The organism is Streptomyces sp. TSRI0281, assembly GCF_001905125.1.
In the GTDB taxonomy this organism is placed as follows: domain Bacteria; phylum Actinomycetota; class Actinomycetes; order Streptomycetales; family Streptomycetaceae; genus Streptomyces.
Window position 1 is genome coordinate 523,704 of sequence record NZ_LWLE01000001.1, and the last position, 24,651, is coordinate 548,354.

General features: G+C 70.7%; 19 protein-coding genes. 5 read left to right on the forward strand and 14 right to left on the reverse strand.

Annotated elements, in window-relative coordinates:
* Positions 1 to 91 precede the first annotated feature (91 nt).
* The 7 genes from A6A29_RS02330 to A6A29_RS02360 form a co-directional block, all read right to left on the reverse strand.
* Positions 92 to 1,369 (reverse strand): thymidine phosphorylase, encoded by a 1,278-nt coding sequence (locus A6A29_RS02330; RefSeq protein ID WP_073718212.1) that lies wholly within the window; start codon positions 1,367 to 1,369, stop codon positions 92 to 94.
* A gap of 85 nt (positions 1,370 to 1,454) precedes the next feature.
* Positions 1,455 to 1,880: a cytidine deaminase gene (locus A6A29_RS02335; protein ID WP_073718213.1), complete on the reverse strand. Its 426-nt coding sequence runs from the start codon at positions 1,878 to 1,880 to the stop codon at positions 1,455 to 1,457.
* Positions 1,877 to 3,142 carry an ABC transporter permease gene (locus A6A29_RS02340; RefSeq protein ID WP_073718214.1) on the reverse strand — a complete coding sequence of 422 codons (1,266 nt, stop codon included), beginning with the start codon at positions 3,140 to 3,142 and terminating at the stop codon, positions 1,877 to 1,879. The genes A6A29_RS02335 and A6A29_RS02340 overlap by 4 nt, the downstream gene beginning before the upstream one ends.
* The gene (locus A6A29_RS02345; protein WP_073718215.1) at positions 3,139 to 4,257 is read right to left on the reverse strand and encodes an ABC transporter permease; all 1,119 of its coding nucleotides are present in this window, start codon (positions 4,255 to 4,257) and stop codon (positions 3,139 to 3,141) included. Before A6A29_RS02345 ends, A6A29_RS02340 begins: the two co-directional genes overlap by 4 nt.
* Positions 4,254 to 5,837 carry an ABC transporter ATP-binding protein gene (locus tag A6A29_RS02350; RefSeq protein WP_073718954.1) on the reverse strand — a complete coding sequence of 528 codons (1,584 nt, stop codon included), beginning with the start codon at positions 5,835 to 5,837 and terminating at the stop codon, positions 4,254 to 4,256. The genes A6A29_RS02345 and A6A29_RS02350 overlap by 4 nt, the downstream gene beginning before the upstream one ends.
* A 253-nt stretch (positions 5,838 to 6,090) precedes the next feature.
* Positions 6,091 to 7,140 (reverse strand): BMP family lipoprotein, encoded by a 1,050-nt coding sequence (locus A6A29_RS02355; RefSeq protein ID WP_073718216.1) that lies wholly within the window; start codon positions 7,138 to 7,140, stop codon positions 6,091 to 6,093.
* A 160-nt stretch (positions 7,141 to 7,300) separates the two neighbouring features.
* The gene (locus tag A6A29_RS02360; protein ID WP_073718217.1) at positions 7,301 to 8,539 is read right to left on the reverse strand and encodes an amidohydrolase; all 1,239 of its coding nucleotides are present in this window, start codon (positions 8,537 to 8,539) and stop codon (positions 7,301 to 7,303) included.
* Between the two features lie 395 nt (positions 8,540 to 8,934).
* Between A6A29_RS02360 and A6A29_RS02365 the strand changes: the two genes are divergently transcribed.
* Positions 8,935 to 10,284 carry an FG-GAP repeat domain-containing protein gene (locus tag A6A29_RS02365; RefSeq protein WP_107468121.1) on the forward strand — a complete coding sequence of 450 codons (1,350 nt, stop codon included), beginning with the start codon at positions 8,935 to 8,937 and terminating at the stop codon, positions 10,282 to 10,284.
* Positions 10,285 to 10,392: 108 nt separating this feature from the next.
* Here A6A29_RS02365 and A6A29_RS02370 read toward each other — a convergent pair whose 3' ends face one another.
* Genes A6A29_RS02370 through A6A29_RS02385 form a run of 4 tightly spaced genes read right to left on the reverse strand, consistent with a single transcriptional unit; the run spans position 10,393 to position 15,148 of the window.
* Positions 10,393 to 11,442 (reverse strand): hypothetical protein, encoded by a 1,050-nt coding sequence (locus A6A29_RS02370; RefSeq protein ID WP_073718219.1) that lies wholly within the window; start codon positions 11,440 to 11,442, stop codon positions 10,393 to 10,395.
* A 10-nt stretch (positions 11,443 to 11,452) separates the two neighbouring features.
* A complete protein-coding gene (locus A6A29_RS02375) occupies positions 11,453 to 12,379 on the reverse strand; it encodes an N-acetylneuraminate synthase family protein (RefSeq protein WP_073718220.1) in 927 nt (308 codons plus the stop codon).
* A gap of 13 nt (positions 12,380 to 12,392) precedes the next feature.
* Entirely contained in the window at positions 12,393 to 13,748 is a 1,356-nt protein-coding gene (locus tag A6A29_RS02380) for an acylneuraminate cytidylyltransferase (protein ID WP_079182540.1), read from the reverse strand.
* A gap of 20 nt (positions 13,749 to 13,768) precedes the next feature.
* On the reverse strand, positions 13,769 to 15,148 hold the full coding sequence (locus A6A29_RS02385; RefSeq protein ID WP_073718221.1) for a DUF6716 putative glycosyltransferase: 1,380 nt from the start codon (positions 15,146 to 15,148) through the stop codon (positions 13,769 to 13,771).
* Positions 15,149 to 15,335: 187 nt separating this feature from the next.
* Between A6A29_RS02385 and A6A29_RS02390 the strand changes: the two genes are divergently transcribed.
* Positions 15,336 to 16,319, forward strand: coding sequence for a glycosyltransferase family 2 protein (locus A6A29_RS02390; RefSeq protein ID WP_073718956.1), 984 nt, complete (start codon positions 15,336 to 15,338; stop codon positions 16,317 to 16,319).
* A complete protein-coding gene (locus A6A29_RS02395; RefSeq protein WP_073718222.1) occupies positions 16,316 to 17,689 on the forward strand; it encodes a polysialyltransferase family glycosyltransferase in 1,374 nt (457 codons plus the stop codon). Before A6A29_RS02390 ends, A6A29_RS02395 begins: the two co-directional genes overlap by 4 nt.
* A 219-nt stretch (positions 17,690 to 17,908) precedes the next feature.
* Here A6A29_RS02395 and A6A29_RS02400 read toward each other — a convergent pair whose 3' ends face one another.
* Positions 17,909 to 20,290 (reverse strand): glycosyltransferase, encoded by a 2,382-nt coding sequence (locus A6A29_RS02400; protein WP_073718223.1) that lies wholly within the window; start codon positions 20,288 to 20,290, stop codon positions 17,909 to 17,911.
* Positions 20,287 to 21,915 carry a hypothetical protein gene (locus tag A6A29_RS02405; RefSeq protein WP_073718224.1) on the reverse strand — a complete coding sequence of 543 codons (1,629 nt, stop codon included), beginning with the start codon at positions 21,913 to 21,915 and terminating at the stop codon, positions 20,287 to 20,289. Before A6A29_RS02405 ends, A6A29_RS02400 begins: the two co-directional genes overlap by 4 nt.
* A gap of 262 nt (positions 21,916 to 22,177) precedes the next feature.
* Here A6A29_RS02405 and A6A29_RS02410 point away from each other — a divergent pair, with 262 nt between their 5' ends.
* Positions 22,178 to 23,386: an acyltransferase family protein gene (locus A6A29_RS02410; RefSeq protein ID WP_073718225.1), complete on the forward strand. Its 1,209-nt coding sequence runs from the start codon at positions 22,178 to 22,180 to the stop codon at positions 23,384 to 23,386.
* Positions 23,387 to 23,404: 18 nt separating this feature from the next.
* Positions 23,405 to 23,863, forward strand: coding sequence for a MarR family winged helix-turn-helix transcriptional regulator (locus tag A6A29_RS02415; RefSeq protein ID WP_073718226.1), 459 nt, complete (start codon positions 23,405 to 23,407; stop codon positions 23,861 to 23,863).
* A gap of 57 nt (positions 23,864 to 23,920) precedes the next feature.
* Here A6A29_RS02415 and leuE read toward each other — a convergent pair whose 3' ends face one another.
* Entirely contained in the window at positions 23,921 to 24,586 is a 666-nt protein-coding gene (gene leuE, locus A6A29_RS02420) for a leucine efflux protein LeuE (protein ID WP_073718227.1), read from the reverse strand.
* Between the last annotated feature and the right edge of the window lie 65 nt (positions 24,587 to 24,651).

Sequence of the window (24,651 nt, forward strand, 5' to 3'; positions counted from 1 at the left end):
GCCCCGCAGGGGCTGACGCCCCGTACGACAGCGGCCCGCCGCACGGATCCTCAAGATCCGTGCGGCGGGCCGCGCGTGTTGTCCCGCCCGGTTACGCGATGCGCTCGCGCACCACGGGCAGCGGGGCGAACTCCGTACCGGCCGGGGCGATGTCGTACGCGTCGGGCAGGGCCTTCAGCGCGTAGTCGAACTTCTCCGGGGTGTCCGTGTGCAGCGTCAGCAGCGGCTGCCCCTCGGTCACGGTGTCGCCGGGCCTGGCGTGCAGCTCCACGCCCGCGCCCGCCTGCACCGGGTCCTCCTTGCGGGCCCGGCCAGCGCCGAGGCGCCAGGCGGCGACGCCGATGTCGTACGCGTCCAGGCGGGTCAGTACGCCGGTGGAGCGTGCGGTCACCACATGCTGCTCGCGGGCGACGGGGAGCGCGGCGTCCGGGTCGCCGCCCTGGGCGGAGATCATGCGGCGCCACACGTCCATCGCGGAGCCGTCGGCCAGGGCCTTCTCCGGGTCGGCGTCCTTGAGCCCGGCCGCGTCCAGCATCTCGCGGGCGAGCGCCAGGGTGAGGTCGATGACGTCCTGCGGACCGCCGCCGGCCAGGACCTCCACCGACTCCCGGACCTCCAGGGCGTTGCCCGCGGTGAGGCCGAGCGGGGTGGCCATGTCCGTGAGCAGCGCGACCGTCCGTACGCCGCTGTCGGTGCCGAGCGCGACCATGGTGGAGGCCAGCTCGCGGGCGTCCTCGATGGTCTTCATGAAGGCGCCGGAGCCGACCTTGACGTCCAGGACGAGGGCGCCGGTGCCCTCGGCGATCTTCTTGGACATGATCGAGCTGGCGATCAGCGGGATGGCCTCGACGGTGCCGGTGACATCGCGCAGCGCGTACAGCTTCTTGTCTGCGGGGGCGAGCCCGTCACCGGCGGCGCAGATGACCGCGCCGGTGGTGTCCAGGACGTGCCGCATCTCCTCGTTCGAGAGGTGGGCGCGCCAGCCGGGGATGGACTCCAGCTTGTCGAGGGTGCCGCCGGTGTGGCCGAGACCGCGACCGCTGAGCTGCGGTACGGCGGCGCCGCAGGCGGCGACCAGCGGGGCGAGCGGCAGCGTGATCTTGTCGCCGACGCCACCGGTGGAGTGCTTGTCGGTGGTGGGGCGGGAGAGTTCGGCGAAGCTCATCCGCTCGCCGGAGGCGATCATCGCGGCGGTCCAGCGGGCGATCTCGGTGCGGTTCATGCCGTTCAGCAGGATCGCCATGGCCAGCGCGGACATCTGCTCGTCGGCGACCGCGCCGCGGGTGTACGCGTCGATGACCCAGTCGATCTGCTCGGGGGTCAGCTCGCCTCGGTCCCGCTTGGTGCGGATGACGGAGATGGCGTCCATGGTCTGGAGTCCTTCCGGCCGTGTTGCTCGTACATGAGGGTGAGGGTGGGGCCGGGCACCCGGTGCGGGGGGTGCCCGGCGGGGGTCAGCCGAGGTTCTGCGGCCCGAACGCCTGCGGCAGCATCTCGTCGAGCGTACGGAGGCCGTCCGGGGTCTCCAGGACGAGTTCCGGCCCCCCGAACTCGTACAGCAGCTGCCTGCACCTGCCGCACGGGACCAGGATCGCCCCGGTCCCGTCCACGCAGGTGAAGTGGGTCAGCCGGCCGCCGCCGGTGGCGTGCAGCCGGGAGACCAGGCCGCACTCGGCGCACAGCGAGAGGCCGTACGAGGCGTTCTCGACGTTGCAGCCGACGATCGTGCGGCCGTCGTCCACCAGGGCCGCGACGCCGACCGGGTAACCCGAGTAGGGCGCGTACGCACGGGACATGGCCTCCCGTGCGGCGGTGCGCAGGGCCGCCCAGTCGACCGGCGGCGCCTCGACGGGCGCCGCGGCGTCCGCGGGCGGTGTCACTTGCCTTCGCCCTTGCGATAGGTCACGCCGTCCGCCTTCGGCATGCGCAGCCGTTGCGCGGAGAGCGAGAGGACCAGCAGCGTCGTGACGTACGGAGCGGCGTCGACGAACTGGCTCGGTACCTGGTCGGTCAGCGCGTACCAGGTGAACAGCAGCGCGGAGATGGCCGCCGAGATCACCGCGGCCACGTACTTCTTGCGGTACAGCTGCCAGAACACCACGATCACCAGCAGGATCGCCAGCAACAGCAGCATCGCGTGCACGTTCTCGGCGCCGCCGCGCAGCTTGAGGCTGTCGGTGAAGCCGAAGAGGCCCGCGCCCAGCGCCATGCCGCCCGGCATCCAGTTGCCGAAGATCATGGCGGCGAGACCGATGTAACCGCGTCCGCCGGTCTGGTTCTCCTGGTAGATGCCGGTGGCGACGATCGCCAGGAAGGCCCCGCCGAGTCCCGCCAGACCGCCGGAGACCGTGACGGCGATGTACTTGTACTTGTAGACGTTGACGCCGAGCGTCTCGGCGGCCACCGGGCTCTCACCGCAGGAACGCAGCCGCAGACCGAACGCCGTGCGCCACAGGATCCACCAGGTGGCGGGGATCAGCAGCAGGGCGACGACCGTCAGCAGGGACAGGCCGGTGACGAGTCCGCCGATGATGCCCGCGATGTCGGAGATCAGGAACCAGTGGTGTTGTTGCAGATCCTGCATCCAGTCGGACAACCCTGGAATGGTGATCTTGTCGATCGGATCGATGCGCGGCGACTGCTTGGACGAACCGCCCTCGACGCCGTCGAAGGCGAAGTTGGAGAGGTAGCGGGTGAGGCCGACGGCGAGGATGTTGATGGCCACACCGGAGACGATGTGGTTCACGCCGAAGGTGACGGTGATGACCGCGTGCAGCAGCCCGCCGAGCGCGCCGCCGAGGATGCCGAACAGCACGCCGACCCAGGGGCCCCACTGGAATCCGGCCCAGGCACCGAACCAGGTACCCAGCACCATCATGCCTTCGAGGCCGATGTTGACGACGCCGGCGCGTTCGGCCCACAGGCCGCCGAGCCCGGCCAGGCCGATCGGAACGGCCAGTTCCAGCGCGCCCGCGACCTGACCCACGGAGGTCACGTCGTCGGCGCCGCTGATCAGACGGACCAGGGAGACCAGGGCGAGCGCACCCGCGATGATCAGGAGGACGACGGGCAGGGAGAGCTTGCGGCGCCCGGTGCCCTTCTTGGGGGCGGCGGTTGCGGCGGAGACCTTGCTGGTACTCACAGTGCCGCCTCCTTCTCGGTCGTGAGGGCGTTCCCGGCGGCGAGTTCCTCGCCGACCTTCTGCTGCTGGCGCTTGATGCCGTACCGGCGGACCAGTTCGTAGCTGACGACGACCGAGATCACGATCAGGCCCTGCATGATCGTGGCGATCTCCTTCTCGTACCCGAACTGGTCGAGAGAGGCCGACGACTTGTCCAGGAACGCGATCAGCAGGGCGCTGAAGGCGATGCCCAGCGGGTTGTTCCGGCCCAGCAGCGCGATGGTGATGCCGGTGAAGCCGATGCCGGTCGGGAAGTCGAGGCTGTAGGTGTGCGTGTCGCCGAGCAGGGTCGGCATTCCGGCGAGACCGGCGACCGCCCCGGAGATCAGCATCGAGGTGAGGATCATCTTCTTGGCGTCCACACCGGATGCCTGGGCGGCGCTCTCGCTGGCGCCCGTGGCCCGCAGGTCGAAGCCGAACCGGGTGCGGTTGAGCACGAACCAGTAGACGAGGCCGCAGCCCGCGGCGACGAAGGTGAACCCGTAGATCTCACCGGCTTCGGCGCCCATGGACAGGCCGGGGAACCAGCCGGACTCCGGGAGGTCGCCGGTGGTCAGGTTGTTGGAGCCCGGCGGCTGCTCACCGAAGTTCTTCGGCAGGATGAGCCAGGCGACCAGAGCGGTGGCGATGGAGTTGAGCATGATCGTCGAGACGACCTCGCTGACTCCGCGGGTGGTCTTCAGGAAGCCCGCGATGCCCGCCCAGAAGGCACCGACCAGCATCGCGACGATGACGATCAGCGCGATCTGGAGCGGCCCCGGCAGGCTGACGCTGGCCCCGACGAGCGCGGCCATCATCGCGGCGAGGCGGTACTGACCGTCGACCCCGATGTTGAAGAGGTTCATCCGGAAGCCGATGGCGACGGCGAGGGCGGCGAGGTAGTACGTACCGGCCTGGTTGACGATCAGGACCTGTACGTCGACGTACGACGCCGACTCGAACATCAGCCGGTACGGCTCGAAGGGGTTACGGCCGGAGGCCAGCAGCACCACCGTGGTGAGTGCGATGGCGACGATCAGGGCGAGGACCGGGCCCGCGAAGCCCAGAATCAGCCGGTCCTTGTCGATTTTCTTCATCGGGCCTCGTCCTCCGGGCTTTCGAGGTGACCGGTAGCGGCGCCGGTCATGGCCGAGCCCAGTTCCTCCGGGGTGATGGTGGCCGGGTCGGCGTCGGCGACCAGTCGGCCGCGGTACATGACGCGCAGGGTGTCGGAGAGCCCGATCAGCTCGTCCAGGTCCGCGGAGATGAGCAGGACGGCCAGCCCTTCGCGGCGCGCCTCGCGGATCTGGTCCCAGATCTGCGCCTGGGCGCCGACGTCCACGCCCCGGGTGGGGTGCGCGGCGATCAGCAGCTTCGGGGCGTGGCTCATCTCGCGGCCGACGATCAGCTTCTGCTGGTTGCCGCCGGAGAGCGATCCCGCGGTGACCTCGATGCCGGGGGTGCGCACGTCGTACTCGCGCACGATGCGCTCGGTGTCGACGCGGGCCGCCTTCGGCTCCAGCAGCCAGCCCCGGCTGTTGGGCTTCTCGGTGACATGGCCGAGGATGCGGTTCTCCCAGAGCGGCGCGTCCAGCAGGACGCCGTGCCGGTGGCGGTCCTCGGGGATGTATCCGATGCCGCTCTCCCGCCGCTTGCGCGTGGGGGCGTGCGAGATGTCGTCGGTGTCGAGGGTGATCACCCCGCCGTCCGGGTTCCGCATCCCCATCAGGGTCTCGATCAGCTCGGTCTGGCCGTTGCCCTCGACCCCGGCGATCCCGAGGACCTCGCCCTTGTGAATGGTGAAGCCGACGCCGGCGAGCACGTCGCGGACGGCTCCGTCGGGGTCGGTCACGCTGAGCGCGAGGTCCTCGACACGGAGCATCGGGACGTCGGTCACCGTGGACTCACGGGTCTCGGGCGAGGGGAGCTCGCTGCCGACCATCAGCTCGGCGAGCTGCTTGGTGGTGGTGTTCGCCGGGTCGGCGGTGCCCACCGTCGTACCGCGGCGGATCACCGTGATGTCGTCGGCGACCGACAGGACCTCGCCCAGCTTGTGCGAGATGAAGATGACGGTCAGGCCCTCGGCCTTGAGCTCGCGGAGGTTGTCGAAGAGCGCGTCGACCTCCTGCGGCACGAGCACGGCGGTCGGTTCGTCCAGGATGAGGATGCGGGCGCCGCGGTAGAGGACCTTGAGGATCTCCACGCGCTGGCGGTCGGCGACTCCGAGGTCCTCGACGAGCGCGTCGGGCCGGACCCCCAGACCGTAGGCGTCGGAGATCTCCTTGATCTTCTTACGGGCGGCGGCGCCGATGCCGTACAGCTTCTCGCCGCCGAGAACGACGTTCTCCAGGACGGTGAAGTTGTCGGCGAGCATGAAGTGCTGGTGCACCATGCCGATGCCGCGGGCGATCGCCTCGCCGGGGTTGCTGAACGTGACCTCGTCGCCGTCGATCGCGATGGTGCCCTCGTCCGGCTTCTGCATGCCGTAGAGGATCTTCATCAGGGTGGACTTGCCGGCCCCGTTCTCACCGACGAGCGCGTGAACCGTGCCCTTGCCGATGGTGATGTCGATGTTGTGATTGGCGACGACGCCGGGGAAACGCTTGGTGATGCCGTGCAGTTCTACGGCGGGGGGGCTGCTGGACGCGTTGATGACGCACTCTCCTTGGCCGGACAGGAGCGGGGGCGGAGGGGCTGAGGGGCGGGGTGAAGTTATCGCGCCGGAGGGCTGTCTACACGCGTAGCGCTGCCGAATCGTAAAACACAGGTGCACAGCACGGCCCGGACGCTTCGTTCCGGGCGGGTACGGAGGAGCACTGCGAGAGGCGGATCTTCTTCGAGGTCTTCGTGGTGGGGTACTCCGCAGGCCCGGAGCGGCGGCATCGCGCACGCTCCGGGCCCACAGGAAACCAGCCTGACGGCAGGAACCGTTACGGGGTGGTCTTGACGGTGATCTTGCCGTCGATGATGGCCTTCTTCGCCGTGTCCACGGCGGCGATGACCTCGGTCATCTTGGTGAAGGCCGGGTTGGACGTCGACAGGCCGACGCCGTCCTTGTCCAGGCCGTAGCGGATCTCACCGGTCTCCGGCTTGCCGTCCTTGACCGACTTGATCAAGTTGAAGACCGAGTCCTCGACGTCCTTGGTGACCGAGGTCAGAATGCTCGCCTTGTAGGCGGCGAGGCCCTTCTGCTGGTACTGGTCGGAGTCGACGCCGATGTTCCACTTGCCGGCCTTGGAGACGGCCTCGATCGCACCGGAACCAGCCAGACCGGCCGCCGAGTAGATCACGTCGGCCTTCTTGTCGAGCTGGCCCTGGGCGGCGGCCTTGCCGAGGTCGGGCTTGGAGAAGCCGTCGAAGTTCGGCGGCTGGGTCAGGTACTGCGACTGGACCTTGACCGAGGGGTCGGTGTCCTTGACGCCCTGCTCGTAGCCGGCCTGGAACTTCTTGATCAGCGGGGTCTCGACACCACCGATGAAGCCGACCGTCTTCGTCTTGGTGACCTTGGCGGCGGCGACACCGGCGAGGTAGGAGCCCTGCTCCTCGTTGAAGACGATGTTGGCGATGTTCTTGCCGGTCACCGAGGCGTCGTCGATGATCCCGAAGGTGATCTTCGGGAACTTCGGCGCGACCTTCTTGATGGCGGGCGCGTAGGCGAAGCCGACGCCGATCACCGGGTTGTTGCCGGCGCGGGCCAGCTCGGTGAGGCGCTGCACCTTGTCGGCGTCCGACTCACCGTCGGAGGGCTCCGCCTCGGTGCCCTTGATGCCGAGTTCCTTCTCGGCCTTGGCCAGACCGGCGTAGGCGGCATCATTGAACGACTGGTCGCCGCGGCCACCGATGTCGTACGCGATGGCGGTCTTGGCGTCCTTGGAGTCGGAACCCGCATCCGACGACGATTTTCCGCCACACGCGGTGGCGCTGAGTGCAAGCGCCGCGGACGCAACGCCCACGGTGGCAATCCTGGTGATCCGGCGCAAGGGAAGGCTCCTTCAAACCTGACCGAAGCGCCTCTTCCGGCGCTGGTTTCGCGGCGATCGTAACGCGCGTAGATGTCAGATAAGGACCTGTACGGAAGCCGTTATCGGATCGTCGCGAACAGAAGCGGTCCCACCCGTCCACGAATGGCCCCCGAACAGCTCACGAACGGTTGCCGTCGAGCAGCGCGGCGGCGGTGAAGAGTTCTACACCCACGGTGATCGCTTCCTCGTCCACGTCGAAGTTCCCCCGGTGCAGGTCAAGCCCCCGGGTGTCCCCGGGGGTCCGTACGCCGAGCCGGGCCATGGCCCCCGGCACGTGCTCCAGGTACCAGGAGAAGTCCTCCCCGCCGAGGCTCTGTTCGGTGTCCTCGACCGTGTAGGAACCGCGGCGCTCGGTCATCGCGGCGTCGAGCAGTGCGATGGTCTCGGCGTCGTTCACCACGGGCGGCACCCCGCGCACGTAATTGATCACGGTCTTGGCCCCGTGCATGCCCGCCACCTCGTCGATGGCCGCGTGCACCAGATCGGGCGCCCCCCGCCAGGCGGCCAGATCCAGGCAGCGAACAGTTCCGGACAATTCCGCGTGCTGCGGAATGACATTGCAGATGTGGCCGGTCTCCAGCCGCCCCCAGGTGACGGCGAGCCCCGAGCGGGCGTCGGTCCGGCGGGCGAGCAGCGCGGGCACGTCGGTGGCCACCCGGGCGGCGGCGGTGACCAGGTCGGTGGTCAGATGTGGCCGGGCGGTGTGCCCGCCGGGCCCGTCGAGGGACACCTCCAGCCGGTCGCAGGCGGAGGTGATGGCCCCGATCCGCAGCCCGATCCGCCCGACGTCCACCTTCGGGTCGCAGTGCACCCCGATGATCCGCCCGACACCCTCCAGCACCCCGGCCTCGATCGCGTCGGCGGCCCCGCCCGGCAGGACCTCCTCGGCGGGCTGGAAGATCAGCCGCACCGCGTGCGGCAGCAGCCCCTGCCGCGCCAGCCCGGCCAGCACGAGCCCGGCGCCCAGCACGGTGGCGGTGTGCACGTCATGCCCACAGGCGTGCGCCCGGTCGGGCACGGTGGACCGGTAGGAAACCCCCGCCTTGGTGTCCGGGATCGGCAGCGCGTCGATGTCGGCCCGCAACGCCAGCAGGGGCGTCACCCCGTCCCACTCCCCCACGTCACAGATCAGCCCGGTCCCGATGGAGAGCACCCGCGGCTTCAGCCCGGCCTTCTCCAACCGGTCCTTGATGGCCGCGGTGGTGCGGAACTCCTGGTTGCCGAGCTCGGGGTGCATATGCAGATCACGGCGGAAGGCGATCAGCTCGGCACGGAGCTCCTCGGACAACGTGCCGGGCAGAGCGGCGCCCTCGGGCAGCTCGGCAAGGGCATCGGTGCGGGACGCGCGGGACTTCAACTGGTTCACCTGTTGAAGGGTAGGGCCCCCGCACCCTCAACTGGCCACAGATCAACAAAACTTCAGCCGCTCAGGCGAACAAAAGTTGGCGCGGGCGCGTGTGGTGTGCGTACGCCATGGGTACACTCCGCCGCTTCCTGGTGCCTGGCCGGCCCGCCCCTGCCGCACCGGCCCGGGGTCCGGCCGGACCCGGTCTCCACGAGAAGGGCATCGATCCTCCTCACTTCTGTCCGGCATACCGGAATATGAGGCCTGACAGTCGGTTATCAGCTGGAATGTTTCGCCTTTCGCCTCTAAAGACCTTGATATCGACCATGAAGAAATAACCGGTTCCGGCCCTACCAGGGATCTGCCTAAGATCGCGAAGAATTGATGAACTTTTCGTAAGGAGATCCATGAACAGCTCGCCGGAACCGAGAAGACGGAGCCGGACTCTTTACCGGTCCGTTCTCATCACCGTCGCTGCAGCCATGGGCGCCACCGGCGCCCTCGCCCCCCACCCCGCCGCGGCGTCCCCGGTGAGCGACGCGCCTTCCACCGCGTTCTCCGTGGACCGCGTCCGCCCGGACAAGCCGCCCGTGGTTTCTTCGGAGGAATTCCCCGACGGCGACAACGGCTGGCCCGAGAACACCGGAAACGCGCGGACCCCGGGGACCTTCACTCTGGGGGCCAACGGCGTCGATGACGTCGTCACATACGTCTGGTACACGGATTCCGAACCGCAACTGCGCCAGGTCTCCGTGCCCGCCGGCAGCGAAGCGGCTATTACATACACCCCGCTCAATAAGGGGCTCAGTCGTCTGTACGCCTACAGCATTGACGCAGCCGGCAACCACTCCGACACCATGACCTACCGCTTCTACGCGAACGGCGCCACCGCACCCGATGCCCCCGGGGATCTCAACGGCGACGGGAACAAGGACATCTGGAGCCTCGACTCCGACGGGAACCTGCTCACCTACGCGGGCCGGGGGGACGGTTCCTTCTCGCCGCCCACCAGCGGCGGGCAGACTCTGGCGGACGCGTCGATCGCCTATCGCGGCGACTGGGGGCAGGACGGCTATGTCGACCTCGTGACGCTTGAGTACAGTCCGACTCAGCTGCGCAAGGAGCTGTGGGTCTACTCCAACAGCGGGCTCGGCGTCGCGAGCACCACAGCGAATGTCGGCAAGCAGCCGGTGACCGTCAAGTGCCCGTTCCCGGACGAGGACTCCGGCTGCTTCGGCGGACCCGGCTCCGGGAACGACCACTGGCACGACGCCGATGCGATCGTCGCGCCGGGTGACGTCAACGGTGACGACAAGCACGACCTGCTCGTCCAGGAGGGGTCGCGTCTCTGGGTCTACTACAGAGTGGGATCGACACGTGTGGGCGTGCCCGTCCTCGTCGAAGGCATCGACTGGGACGACTACACCATCCTCGCGCCCGGCGACATCGACGGCGACGGCCTGGCGGACCTGTGGCTGCGCGACAAAGCCACCGGCAATGTCCTGGGCGTGCGCGGCGGCGCGGGCGCCGACGGCAAACTCGACCCCGCCACCTGGGGCGACCCCGCGAACCAGGTCACGATCGCCGAGGGGTTCACCACTGCGGCTCATCCCGCCCTCGGTACCGTCGGGGATTTCGACGGCGACGCAGTGGCCGACCTGTGGGGCCGGGCGCCGGACGGCACCATGACGCTGTGGTCCGGACGGGTCGCGGACGACCAGAGCTTCGGCTTCGCCGAAGGCCGGCCGATCGGCTGATCCGCGCAAGGGCGTGGCGCGCGGTGGCCGGTGACACCCGAAAGGGTGTCTTCGGTCGCCGAGCCGCGCCGCGGGAAGTGACGGGGTGGCTTCCTCAGTCCTCCGTTCTCATGCCTCCGTCACCGCCGTGGCCCGCCACGGTGCCAGGCGTTGTACGTCGCGGGCCGTCTCCGTGACTCCGCTCAGGAAGCCCTGCGCGCGCGGGGACGCCGTGTCGCGGAGCCATTCCGGGGCGATGTCGCAGACCGCGACCTTGACGCCCGTGCCGGCCAGGGCCAGCGGGAGGGTGTGGACGACCGTGGAGGGGAAGCTCAGGACCGTGCGGCCGATGGGGCCCCGGCGGGCGATGAGTTCCAGGGGGAGGTCCGGGCGGACGATCTCCAGGCCGGTGGCGGCTTCCAGGGCGTGGAGCTTCTCCGCGGACTCGCGGCGGTGGGCGAAGTAGCGGGTCGCGCCGTGGGTGCGGGCCAGGGCGGCGACCGCCTCCTGGTACGGGACCGGGTCGATGACGCCCGTCTCGACCAGGGAAGTGCCCACCAGGTCGGCGCCCTTGCTTATGCGGGGCGGGCCGAAGCGGCTGCGGGTCCAGGAGAAGTCGTTGGCGCTGACCGTGATGCCCGGCGGAGCCTCGACCGGCATCGCGGTGAACACCTCGACCGTGCGGTTCGCCGATGGGGTGAAGCGGCGGCGGGCGGTGGCCGTGACCGGGGCCAGGACCAGTTCGCGCGGGCCCTTCCTGCCCCGGCGGTGCCAGCGCACCAGGCGCTCGCCGCGGGCCAGTTGGGCGACGAACTCCATGGTGGCCGTGCCGTCGTCGACCACCGTGAGGCGGGGGGCGCGGACCAGGGTGAGCAGGAGTTGTACGTACCGTGAGAACGGGTCACCGATCACGATGTGGTCCGCCCGCCTGACCAGTCCGGTCAGGGCGCGCAGGGCCTTCAGAGGCGCGCCGGACTCGCCGCGCGCCTCCTGCCAGCGGACGGTGATGCCCTCGTCGCGGGCCAGCTCCGCCATCCTGCGCAGCTGGCCGCGCGACATCGGGTCGACCGGGGGGAGGACGACGACCGTGGTGGCGGCCGGGTCCTGTCCCCCCATGCTGTGGGTCCACTCCAGGACGTTCAGGAGCTGGACCGGGCTCTCGACGAAGGCGAGGTTCACCGGTCGGCGCTCAGACCGCGACCGGCTCGGGGGCCGCGTCGCTCTCGGCGACGACGCCCGCGACGCGGCGGAGCTTCTTCATCGGGCCGAGCTCCGACTCGTAGACCTTCTTCACGCCGTCGCCGAGGGATGCCTCGATGGTGCGGATGTCGCGGACCAGGCGGGTCAGGCCCTGCGGCTCGACGGAGGCGGCCTGGTCGGAGCCCCACATGGCGCGGTCGAGGGTGATGTGGCGCTCGACGAAGGTGGCGCCGAGCGCGACGGCCGCCAGCGTGGTCTGGAGGCCCGTCTCGTGGCCGCTGTAGCCGATCGGCACGTTGGGGTACTCCTGCTGGAGGGTGTTGATGACCCGCAGGTTGAGCTCCTCGGCCTTCGCCGGGTACGTCGACGTGGCGTGGCAGAGCAGGATGTTGTCCGAGCCGAGGACCTCCACCGCGTGGCGGATCTGGCGCGGGGTCGACATGCCGGTGGAGAGGATGACGGTGCGGCCGGTGCCGCGCAGCGCGCGCAGCAGCTCGTCGTCGGTGAGGGAGGCCGAGGCCACCTTGTGCGCGGGGACGTCGAACTTCTCCAGGAACGCGACGGCCTCGGTGTCCCACGGGGAGGCGAACCAGTCGATGCCGCGCTTGGCGCAGTGCTCGGCGATGGTGCGGTACTCGTCCTCGCCGAACTCGACGCGGTGGCGGTAGTCGATGTACGTCATCCGGCCCCAGGGGGTGTCGCGCTCGATGTCCCACTGGTCGCGCGGGGTGCAGATCTCCGGGGTGCGCTTCTGGAACTTGACGGCGTCGCAGCCGGCTTCGGCGGCCACGTCGATCAGCGCGAGGGCGTTGTCGAGGTCACCGTTGTGGTTGATGCCGATCTCGCCGGTGATGTAGACGGGCCGGCCGGGGCCGGCGGTGCGGGTACCGAACGTGCGCAGACGGGAGGTGTTCATGGTGGTGCGTTCCTTACTTGGTGGGGACGGTGGGGACGGTGGGGACGGTGGGGACAGAGGTGGCGGGGACGCCGGTGGGGACCGAGGTGGCAGGGAGGCCCGTGCCGGTGAGCGTGGGGCCCAGCAGCCACGCCGCGATCTCGCGGATGGCGCCGAACCCGCCGGGGGTGGTCGTGACGGCGCGCGCCGCCGCGCGCACCGAGTCATGGGCACTGGCGACCGCGACGGGCCAGCCCGCCAGGTCGAAGCAGGGCAGGTCGTTGACGTCGTTGCCGACGTAGAGGACGCGTTCGGGCGCGATGGACTGCTCGTCGCACCACTGCTTGAGCGCCTCGTCCTTGCGGTCGATGCCGTGCAGGACGGGGACCTTGAGCTTGCGTGCGCGGGCGGCGACGACCGGGTTCCGCTCCGTGGACAGGATCAGGAGCGGCAGGCCCGACCTGCGCAGCGCGGCGATGCCCAGGCCGTCGCCCCGGTGCACGGCGACGGTCTCGCGGCCCTCGGAGTCGATCATGACCCGGTCGTCGGTCTGGGTGCCGTCGAAGTCGAGGACGACGGCGTCGATGTCCGCGCGGGTGGGCAGCGGGGCCGGGTCCAGGAGCGGGGCGAGGGCGCGGGCGCGGGCCAGGTCGTGCGGGTCGTCGACCTCCAGCACCCGGGCCGGGTCGGTGCGCACCAGGGCGGTGTGGCCGAAGAAGCGGTGGCGGTGGGTACGGAAGCCCGCCACGTCCATGGCGTACGCGGCGCCGGTCTCCAGCAGGTCCTGCGGACGGGCCTGGCGCATGGGGCGGACGGCCTTGTCGTGGTTGACGCCGTAGCTGCCCTCCTCCACCGCGGAGCCGTCGCGCCACACGAAGCCGTGGAACGGGGCGACGGTGACGGCCGTGTCGGCGCCTTCGTGGGCGACCGCCCTGGCGACGCCGTCGATGTCCTCGCGGGCGACGAACGGGCTGGTGCACTGGACCAGCAGCACCACGTCGACGCTCCGGCCGCGCAGGGCCTCGTACGCGTCGAGGGCGTGCAGGACGGCCGCTTCACTGGTGGCGGTGTCCCCGGCGATGGCCTCGGGGCGCCGGACGCAGTGCAGCCGGTGGGCGGCGCCGTACGCCTCGGCCGCCGTCCGGGCCGCCTCCGCGATGGCCGCGTCGTCGGTCGTGACGACGACGTCGGTGACCTCGGGGGCGCCGAGGCAGGCGTGGACCGCGCGGGCGACCAGCGGTACGCCGCCGACCGGGGCGAGGTTCTTGGCGGGGACGCCCTTGGATCCGCCGCGGGCGGGGATCACGGCGAGCACGGTGGGCTTCGAGGGGGTCCGGGCGGGCGTCCGCGCGGGGGCCGGGGTGGTCGGGGGGGTCTGGGGCGGCGTCATCGATGCTCCTGGGGTGGTGGTCACAGCTCGCCCATCCGGCGGATCACGGGGGCGACCCGCTGGACGCCCTGGCGGTAGGCGCCGCGCGCCGCGTTGCGTACGGTCTCGCGCACCGCGCCCCGTACCCGGCCGGTCTCCTGGGGGGCCGCCGCGCCGGGCAGCGGGTGACCGTCGGGGGCCAGGTGGTGGCGGGCGAGGATGCCGGGGAGGTAGCCGGGGGCGGTGGCGGGCGTGTAGTAGGGGGACAGGGTGGGGAGCGGGCCGCGGTTCAGCAGGGCGTCGACCCGGGCGCGGGCCCGGTCGTAGGAGCCCGCGTACGTGCCGTCGGCGGCGACGCCCTGGCCGGCCAGCCACTCCTCGTCGGGCCTCGGGCGGATGCCGCCGTCGAGCCGGTCCCAGGAGGTGAGCAGTCCGGAGCCGATGAAGTGGTGGTTACCGAGGGTTTCGCGGACGCCCAGGTCGGTCAGGACGGCGGTCGGGATGCGCCGGTGCAGGGACTCCAGCGCGGCCGTCGAGGAGACGGTGACCAGCAGGTCGGTACGGTCCAGGACCTCACCCATGTGCCCGTACACCAGGCGGAAGTTGGGCGGGAGGCCGCCGGGCAGCTTCTCCGCGAGGCGCTGGTAGGGCAGCTCCTCGATGTGCGTGGTGTGCTCGCCCGGCTTGGAGCGCAGCTTCAGCAGCACCTCGCGGCGCGGGTGCAGCCGGGCGTGCTCGACGAGCCTGCGCAGCAGGTACGTGCGGTCGGCGCGGGAGGCCGGTACGGAGGGCTGGGCGGCGAACACCACGGTGTCGCGGCCCTCCTGGGGCCGGTGCGGCTCGCCGCCGAGGAACGGCAGCGCGGCCTCCGTGACGGCCGAGGCGTCGGCGCCCACTCCCTCGTACACGGCCCGGAACCGCTCCGCGTCGTGGCGGGAGTTGGCGAGGACGACATCGGCGCCGTGCCGCAGCAGGAGTCCGTCGGCCAGCTTCTCGTAGACGACCCCGACATAGCCGGTGACGACCACGGGCCTGCGGTCCAGCCGCAGGGCGGCGAGTCCGTGCAGCATGGCCTGGACGCCGCCGCCGACGAGGGAGAGCACGACGAGGTCGTACGCCTCCTCCCGTACCGTGCGCAGGAACTCGACGGCGGTCACCTCACGCACCCGGTCGGCGTCGATGCCGACCTCGCCGACCTCGGCGAGCTGCCGGGGCGTCGGGGTGGCCCGGCCGCGCAGCAGCAGTCCGCTGATCTCGACGGGGCGCCCGCCGGTTGCGGATGCGGCGGTCAGCCGGCGCGCGGTGAGCGCGCCCCATTTCCACCGGGTGTCGGAGTCGGCGAGGACGGCTACCCGCAGCGCCGCGGGGTCCGCGGCGACGGTTTCAGCCGGATCGGCCGTATTGCTGGTACGTGGGGGCACGTCGTAGAAGTTAGGAAGGCATTTCGATGGGCGGCCCAACGGAGCGGCAACAAAGGGTTAACAGCCCGCCGACGATTGGCGAATCGGCCCCGGAATCGGCCTGATTCATCATTCCGACATTCGCCGTTCACCGACCGTCCCCCGTGGGGACAAGGCAAATGCCGGGGCTCGCCCTAGCGTGATGCGGGTGGTTAAGCTCTCCGTCATCGTGCCGTTCTTCAACGTGCAGACATACGCGCCCGACACCCTCAGAAGCCTACGGGCCAATGCCCGCGAGGACTTCGAGTTCATCCTTGTCGACGACTGCTCGACCGACGGGACGGCGGACATCCTGCGCCGTGCCCAGGACGACATCCCGGGGGTGGTCGTGCTCAGACACGAACGGAACGGGGGGCTGGCCACCGCCCGCAACACGGGGCTGGACTCGGCGCGCGGCCAGTACCTCGCCTTCCTGGACGGGGACGACTGGCTGGCCCCCGGTTTCTACGCCGAACTGCTCGCCCGCACCGAGGCGTTGGGGTGCGACTTCGTCCGCACCGACCATGTCCAGGTGGAGGGCGCGAGCCGTACGGTGCACCGCGTCCCGCACGGCAGGCGCGACAGCGTGACGGACCCGCGCGAGGCGATCCTGCCCGCCGGCCGGTCCACCTCGGTGGACTATCCGTACGCCTGGGCGGGGCTCTACCACCGCAGGCTGCTGGACCGCGGACTGCTGCATTTCACGGACGGGCTGCGCACCGCCGAGGACCGGCCGTGGATCTGGCGGCTGCACCGCAGCGCGGATTCCTTCGCGGTGCTCGGAATGCTGGGAATTTTCTACCGGCGCGGAGTGGCTTCCTCGCTGACCCAGATCGGTGATGTGCGTCAGCTCGATTTCATTCGCTCATTCGACCAGGTCATCCGGGAAACGGCCGAGGACCGCGACGCGAATCTGCTGCTGCCGAAAGCGGTACGTACGTACTGCGCGATCATTTCCCATCACATGGCCTCGATCGAGAGGTTCGAACCGTCCGTGGCCCGCACACTGAAATCGCTCAGCTCGGCGGCGCTCAAGCGCATGCCGCAGCCGGTGCTGGACGAAGCGCTCGACTCCATGGACGTCCAGCGCGCGACCCTGCTGCGCCGGCTGCGGCGGCGGCCCGCCGCCGCGAAGGAGGCGACGGCAGCATGAGCTTCCCCTCGACGCGCCGCACGACGCAGATCTTCGCCGCCTCCACCCTGTACGGCGCGGCCACACTCGCCGCCGCGCTGGACACCGACTGCTTCGGTCCGGCCGACCGCCGCATCCTGCTCGTCTGCAACAACGCCGCGATCCCGGAGACCACCCCGGCCCTCGACGCGATGCCGGGCTTCGAGCTGCTGCGCGGCCGTTTCGACGACGTGGTGTCGTGGAACGAGACGATCGCCCCGTTCCACCCAAGCCATTGGTCCCCGCGCCCCGACGACGTACCCCTGTGGGAACGGCATCTGCGGCTCGTCTGGGGGCTCGGCGACGACGCCGTGGAGCTGACGGTCGAGTCGATCCAGGTCAACCCCGCCATGGCGATCGCCCAGATCTTCACCGGGGTGCCGATCGATGTGTACGCCGACGGGCTGATGAGCTACGGGCCCACCCGCAACAAGATAGATCCGCTGGTGGGGACGCGGGTGCGGCGGCTGCTGCACCTGGATCTGGTGCCGGGTCTGAAGCCGTTGCTGCTCACCGAGTTCGGGGTACTGCCGCAGATCGTGCGGACCGAGGGCTTCCGCAGGGTGCTGGGTGAGCTGGCCGTCGTACCGGCCGGTCTGCCGTCCGTCGAGGCGCCCGCGCTGCTGCTCGGCCAGTACCTCTCCGCGCTGGGGCTGATCTCCGCCGCCGAGGAGGAGAACCTGCATCTGCGGATGATGCGGGGCGCGGTGGCGCTCGGCCACACCCGCCTGGTGTTCAAGCCGCATCCGACGGCCCCGGCCCACTGGTCGAAGGCGATGGAGGCGGAGGCGGAGCGGCTCGGCGCCGAACTGACCGTGCTGGACGCCGGGATACTCACCGCGCCCGTACTCGCGGAGGTCCTCTACGAACGGATGCGGCCCGCACTGGTCGTCGGCTGCTTCTCCACGGCGCTGCTCACCGCGTCCGTGTTCTACGGGCTGCCGGTCGCCCGGGTCGGTACGGAAGTGCTGCTGGACCGGCTCTCCCCGTACGAGAACAGCAACCGGATGCCGGTCACCCTGGTGGACGTGCTGCTGCCCGAGCTCGGTGACCGGGCGGCGGTGCTGGAGCAGCGGCCTTCGGACGGCGCCGAGACGGAGGTGTCCGCCCTGGTCGCCGCGGTCGGGTTCGCCATGCAGCCGAGGATCCATCCGGGGCTGCGGCCGGACGCGGAGCGGTATCTCGCGGCGCGGCTGACGCCGTCGACCTGGCGGTACTTCAAGCGGCGCCGTCTCACGTCGCTGGCGCTGCCGGGGGCGGTGCCGTCCCAGTTCGCTTTCCTGCCGCGCAACGCGACGGTACGCAGGGTGGCGAAGCGGGCGCGGTCGCTGCGGCGGGCGGTGCGCCGGTAGGCACGGTCGCGGTGACGGCCACGAGCGGTGGGGCGGGTCCGGTCGTCCGGGCCCGCCCCACCGTTCGTCGTGCCGTTCGTCGCAACCGCCCCTCGTGCCGCCCGTCGCAACCGGTTCGTCGTACCGCTCGCCGTGCCGTTCGTCGTATCGCCAGGCGTGCCGCTCGTCGCAACCGTCCGTCGTGCCGTTCCTCGTACGACGGCTTCGTGCTCAGGGACCCTAGCGCCCGAGGATCACGCGCAGGTCCGCCGCGTTCGCCTCGGTGACCTTCCACAGTTCCTGCTGGCGGCCGTGCACATCGGCCACCGTCGCCGCGTGGTCGGCCAGCAGTCCGGCCGCCCGTTCGGTGAGGCGGGCGCCGAGGTGCCGGTCGTGGACCGAGATGCCCCACTCGGGCCGCTCGATGTCGGCCAGGAAGTACGCCATCTTGGGGTGCGAGATCAGGCTGATGACCGGCGTCCCGCAGCCGAACGGGATCATGCCCGCGTGTCCGCGCATCCCGATGACCAGCTTCGTCCGGGCGTAGGTGTCCCGGATCGCGTCGTTCTCGAAGTCGTACATCGGGATGACCGGCAGCGAGATGCCGTGTTCGCGCCGCAGGTCGAACGCGATCCGCTCGTCGTCCAGCGAGTGCGCGACGCACTTCACCTCGGCCAGCTCGCCCAGCGCGGTGACGGCGGTGGCCATCTCGGCGAGGAAGTGCCCGTAGTCGTGGCCGAAGCGGAGCCCGGCGCGGTCGTACGCGGCGTTGACCAGGATGGTGTCCTCGCGAGCGGCGGGGTCCCGCCAGCCGTCGACCAGCTGTCGGGTGACCGTGGTCGGGCAGGGCTGGAAGCGGACCTTGTGGTGCAGCTCGGGCGGCAGGAGGTCGCGGACCTTCTCGATGGAGCCGTGGTTGCGCAGCCCGAAGAACGCGGAGCGCTCCACCAGCCTGCGCAGGCTGGACAGGAAACGGTCGCGGCCGTGTCCGTACGCCTGTCCGTCGAAGGCGTTGAAGCCGACCGCGTACACCACGACGGGTACGTCGATCCGCTCCAGCAGCTCGTCGGGCACGTTCCACTGCCAGCCGCTGTTGCCGTTCGGCGCGGTGTCCGGGATGAAGAGTCCGCCGCCGCCGATGACCAGACCGCGGCGGTCGTTGACCCGCTCCAGGGCCGCCTCGTCGAAGAGCCGGTGTGCGTGGACGGAGTGCCAGCGGTCGGGCCCCGTGTCCTGGCCGAAGGCCAGCCGTACGCTCTCGGGCAGCAGCTTGTCGCCCGCGTTGCCCTGGCGCTCCATGTAGAAGGCGACATGGGCCAGTTGGCCGGAGGCGGGGCCCCCGGCCGGCGGGGCGGAGTCGGTGGTGCGCAGGTGCATCAGCCGGTTGGCCCGGTGCGTCGGGTCCACGCCGAGGCCCTGCCGGGCGTATGCCGCGGCCTCGGTGTCGTCGCCGTGGATCCAGGCGATCTGGGCGAGCCGGCCGAACGCGGTCGCGGCCCGGTTCGGCGCCGCGGTGGCCAGCAGCAGCTGGGCGCGGGCCTCCTCGTACCGGGACACGCTCATCAGGGCGTGGCCGAGCACCTCGTGCGGCCATGCCTCGTCGACCGGGATACGGACCCGGCCCAGCAGGTCCACGGCCTCCTGGTACTCCCCCGCGCCGATCCGGGCCGCGGCGACCTTGCGGGCGCTCTCCACGTCGGCGGTGCGCAGGACGTGCGGGGTGCCGTAGTGGACCAGCAGGTCGTGGTGCTTGGGCCCGTTCGCGGCGAGGTACGCGGCGTGGAAGTCGGCGTCGGACAGCTCGTACTCGTGCCAGCGGGCCTCGGCCGCGCCGTACCCCGCCTCACCGCCCTGCCAGGGCTTGTGGCGCCCGGTGAAGTGCAGGATCGCGGTGTCGTCGGGGACCGGGAGGTCGCCCGAGAGCCGCCGCTTGACGAAGTTGTAGCGGGCGTCCAGGTGGACGAAGCCGCCGTCCAGCACGGCGTTGAGGATGCCCTGGTCGTGCTTGTCCAGCTCGTACGAACCGGCCCGGCCGACCTCGTCCAGCTCGGCGCAGAACGTGTCGCTCAGATACTCGCGCTGGATGACCAGCAGCCCGCTGTTGAGCTTGTGCTGCCCGTAGAAGAACTGCGGGACGGCGGCGAGGCCGTCGCGCAGCCGGAGCAGTTCGCCCAGGTCGCCGAGGACCACCATGTCGGTGTCCAGGGTGATCACGGTGTCGTAGTCGCGCACACGGAACACATCGAGGATGAAGTACGCCTTGCGGACCAGGTAGTTGTCCTGGTCGCCCTTGGCGTAGGTGTCGTAGTGCTCGGCGTCCACGCGCCGGAATTCGACGCGTGGGTGCAGGGCGCGGATTCGCGCGACCGAGTCGGGGCGCAGCCCGTCGTGCAGGACGAGGAAGTCCTCGCAGACCTGCGGGTTGGAGAGGGCGAGGCTGCGCAGCAGGGTGAGGAAGCCGGGCAGGTAGTTCTCGTCCACGAAGCTCGCGAACGCGACGCGGCGCTTGCCGGTGAGCGCGTTCGCGGAGGCGGGAGAAGTCACGGGCGCGGAACTCACGGGCGCGGAGCGCGGGGAGCCGGAACGCGGGGAGGTGGAACTCACGGAGGTGGGAGTCGTCATCGCAGTCGTATCCTCGTATCGGTGACGCTCTGGGCGCGTTCCATGACCCACGCCTTTTCGCTGGTGTACTCGTGCACGGACGTGATGGGCATCCGCATGGCCTCGGGCAGCCGGTAGGCGCCGCTCTCGTAGAAGTCGAAGCCGATCAGGTCGATGCGCGGGCTGACGTCCAGGAAGTCCAGCAGCCACAGCATGTTGAACCCGGTGGTGGGTATCGCGGGCCACTCCTCCGTGCCGACGCGCCCGATGTCGCGCATCGGCCAGCGCAGCGACTCGTCGCCCAGGTATGTCTGCGCGCCCGGCACCAGCCGGTTGCGCAGCGAGTGCTTCCAGTCGCCGGAGACGCCGCCGAAGATCAGCCGGGTGTCCACGCGCCGGTCCCAGTTGAAGCCGTGCTTGTGGATGCTGACGTGGATGTCGGTGCGCCCGCCGGTCGCCACCGGGTCGATCCGGTACGAGTTGAAGCGCACGACCAGGTCGTAGGCGTCGATCTCGGCGCCGAGCGAACCGGAGCCGACACGCTGCGAGTTGGCGATCAGACAGATCGACTTTCCCGCGATGCGGTTGCGGAACTCGCCGAGGGTCAGCCAGCGGACACCGCCGAAGGTGGGGTCGTCGACCGGGCCGCGCATACGGAGTCTGCGCTGCTCGGCGTAGAGCGCAGTGAGCTCGGCGAGTTCGGTGAGTTCGGTGAGCTCGGCCGTCTCACCGGGTCCACCGGCTCCACCGGCTCCACCGGGTCCGGAGTGCTGCGAGCGATCGCGGGGCCCGGTTCCGTCGTACGTACCACCGCCGCTGCCGCCGCCCGGGATTCCGGCGGCCTCCCGGGCCAGGCCGAGGTACTGGGACACCGTCTCCTGGACCTCGGTGACCGGAGTGCCGTCGCGGCTCTGGGCCAGCAGCGCGCCGATCAGCCGGGCCCTGGCCCCGGACCGGTCGCCGCGCGCCCGCAGGTCCAGGCCCGCGGCCCAGGACTCGGTGACGGGCCGGGCGGCGAACTCCTGGGCCTCGGGGCAGCTGCGGGCCAGCCGGTGCAGCAGCTCGCCCCGGAGCCGGGCGCCCTCCCGCAGCCCGGCGACCTTGGCGGCCACACCGAACCCGTCGTCCTCGGTGAACGCGAGGTAGCGCTCATACGCGGCGACGGCGGCGCTCTCCTGGCCCGTCGCCTCCAGGATGCGGGCCCGCAGCCGCCAGCCGGCCCGGGAGCGCTTGCGCTGGGTGAGCACGGTGTCCGCGATAAGGAGGGCGAGCTTCCGCTCGTCCTCGTAGTCGCAGTCCAGCGCCTTGTTCCCGGCGGCGAGCAGCGGATCCAGCAGGTCGTCGCCGAGGACGAGGGCCGCGCCCGGCTCCTTGCCCGGCCGCCGCAGCAGCGGAAGCCCGGCCGCCGCGGGGGCCGCCGGGACCGACGCGGCGTGGGCGGCGAGGAGTTGGCGCAGCGCTTCCGCGAGTGCCGTACGACGACGGTCCAGGCCCGCGACGAGCTTTCCGCTGTGCGCGGCGCAGGCGCGCAGACAGGTCTCCAGGTCGGTGGGGGTGACGTCGGCGGCCTCGGGGCCACCGCCTTCGGGCGGTACCTGGACCTCCGCGTCACGTTGCCGTGGCCAGCGGGTGCGGGCTTTCGTCATGGCGCTCCAAGCGTCTGATGCCCGTGGGGGGGAGGGGGCGGGGCGTGCGTAGCGGTGTCCGGGACCTCCCCGTGTCCGTCTCCGGCGGAACGGAGCGGCGGGAGTCCGCAGAGCGGGTTGTGGTTTCGCGCCACCGTAGGAAACCTGGACGGCGCTTGGATGAACTCGCCCTGTCGACCCGGAAAACTGCGTGCCTCCCGGGCGTTTCGGCCCCTCTTCCGGTCCTACGCTGACGCGGCGCACCGGCTGAAATGGAGTGGCCTTGACCATCACACCGCAGGACGCGGGCACGGCGCCCCGCGCCGCCACGCTCCCCCTCCCCGCTCCCCCGGGCACCCCGCGGGACACCCCGGAGGCAACGTCCGGGGCCCTGCCGCGGGAGTCCCCGCCCGCGCGGCCGAGGGTCCGGATGCGTGCCCTGGACGGGCTGCGGCTGCTCGCCGCGCTGATGGTCGCGGGCTACCACTACGGCGGCCGGGGCGGTGACATCACCGAGGCATGGGGCAGTTCCGCGGCCGTGCAGTTCCCGTCCGCCCACACCTGGCTCGCCTATGGGTGCCTCGGGGTGCAGATCTTCTTCGTGATCAGCGGTTTCGTGATCTGCATGAGCGGCTGGGGGCGCTCGCTGAGCGCGTTCTTCGCCTCGCGCGTCTCCCGGCTGATGCCCGCGTACTGGGTGGCCGTCGCCCTGGTGACCCTGGTCTTCGCGCTGCCCTGGGTGGCGTACGAGGCGGTGTCGCCCAGTGACGCGCTGGTCAACATGACGCTGCTCCAGCAGCCGTTGGGAGTGGACCGGGTGCTGGGGGTGTGCTGGACGCTCTGGGCGGAGGTGCGGTTCTACGCCCTGTTCGCGCTGTGTGTCGTGCTGCCCGGGGCGAACCGGCGGCGGGTGGTGCTGTTCTGCGCCGTGTGGACGCTGGCGGCGGCGCTGGCGAAGGCGTCGGGCGAAGGGTTCCTCGATGTGCTCCTGATGCCGGAGTACGCCCCGTACTTCATCGGCGGCATCGGTCTCTACCTCGTCCACCGGGACCGCCGGGACGCCCTGGCCTGGGGCATCGTCGGGGTGAGCTGGCTGCTGGGCCAGCACTACGCGGTGGCGGACCTGTGGCACCCGGACAGCCAGGACGCCTTCTCCTACCGCTCGGCCACGGTGATCGTCCTGGTCGTGACGGCGGGCTTCGCGGCGGTGGCGGCCATCGCGCTGGGGGCCCTGAACCGCGTCGACTGGCAGTGGCTCACGGTCGCGGGGGCGCTGACGTACCCCTTCTACCTGGTGCACGAACACCTCGGATGGGTGGTGGTGGGGGCGCTGCACCGGGGGCTGGGAATTCCGGCGTGGGCGACGTTCGTCCTGACGGTGGCGGCGATGCTGGGCCTGGCCTGGCTCCTGCACCGCTTCGTGGAGCGGCGGTTCACTCCGCTGCTGCGGGACGCCCTCTCACGAACGGCCCTTGACCTCAAGCGCGGTTGAGTTCCTACCGTCGGGGCCATGGACTACTCACACGATGACGCGGGACTCGCCAAGCAGCCGATCGGGTACTGGAGTTGGGCCGCGCACAAGGCGACCGTGACCCACATCCGGGCGGCGCTCTCGGAACAGGGACTGACCCAGCCCCGGTGGTGGGTGCTCAACCAGCTCGCCGACGCGGACGAAACGGGCCGGGTCCGCGAGGAGGTGGTGACGATGCTCAAGGGCTATCTCGATGTCGGGGACGGGATGGAACCCGAGGTCGACACCCTGATCGAACACGGTCTGGTCACCCAGGCCCCGGACACCCGGCTGCGGCTGACCGCCGAGGGGCGCGCGGTGCGCGAACGGGCCGTCGTCCGCGTGACGCGGGCCAGTGCGGAGATCCACACCGACATCCCCACCGAGGAGTACGTCGCGGCGCTCAAGGTCCTCCAGCGCATGATCCACAACGTCGGCGGCAAGGCCTGGCACCACTGAGCCGGGCGCCGGCGGCGACCTGCCGGGCCCGGAAACCGCTGAGCCGGGCCCGGCCGGTCAGACGCTGCTGAGCGAGAGCTTCGCCGCGAATCCCAGGAACAGCACGCCCGCCGCCGAAGTGGCCCCCGCCGAAAGCCGCTTGCGGCGGCGGAAGGCGGAGGCCAGGCGGGTGCCCCCGAATATGAGCATCGAGAGGTACAGGAAGCTGGCGAACTGGAGCAGCGTGCCGAGCAGGAGGAAGGACAGGCCCGGGTAGGCGTAGCCGGGATCGACGAACTGCACGAAGAAGGAGATCATGAACAGGATCGCCTTCGGGTTGAACAGGCTGACCACCAGCGCCCGCCGGTAGGGCCGCTCCATCGCGACGGCCGCCGCCGGCGCCCCGGCGTCGTCCGTCAGCTCGGCCACCCGCCGGTGCCGCTCACGCCACGTGGACACGGCCGCCCGCAGCATCCCGATCGCCAGCCACGTCAGATAGCCCGCGCCCGCGTACTTGACCACCGCGAACAGCAGCGGCGTCGTCTGGAGCAGCGAGGCGGCCCCCAGCGCGGACAGCGTCATCAGGACCGTGTCCCCGGTCCAGACACCGGCGGCGGCCACATACCCGGTCCGTACCCCGCGCCGGGCGGCGACGGAGAGCACGTACAGCGAGTTCGGCCCCGGCAGAAGGACGATCAGCACCAGGCCGGCGAGATAGGTCGGAAGATCGGTGACACCCAGCATGAACGGAGTGTCGCACGGAGGTACGACACCCCGTCCAGGCGTTCCAGCACGGGAGACGTCAGGTT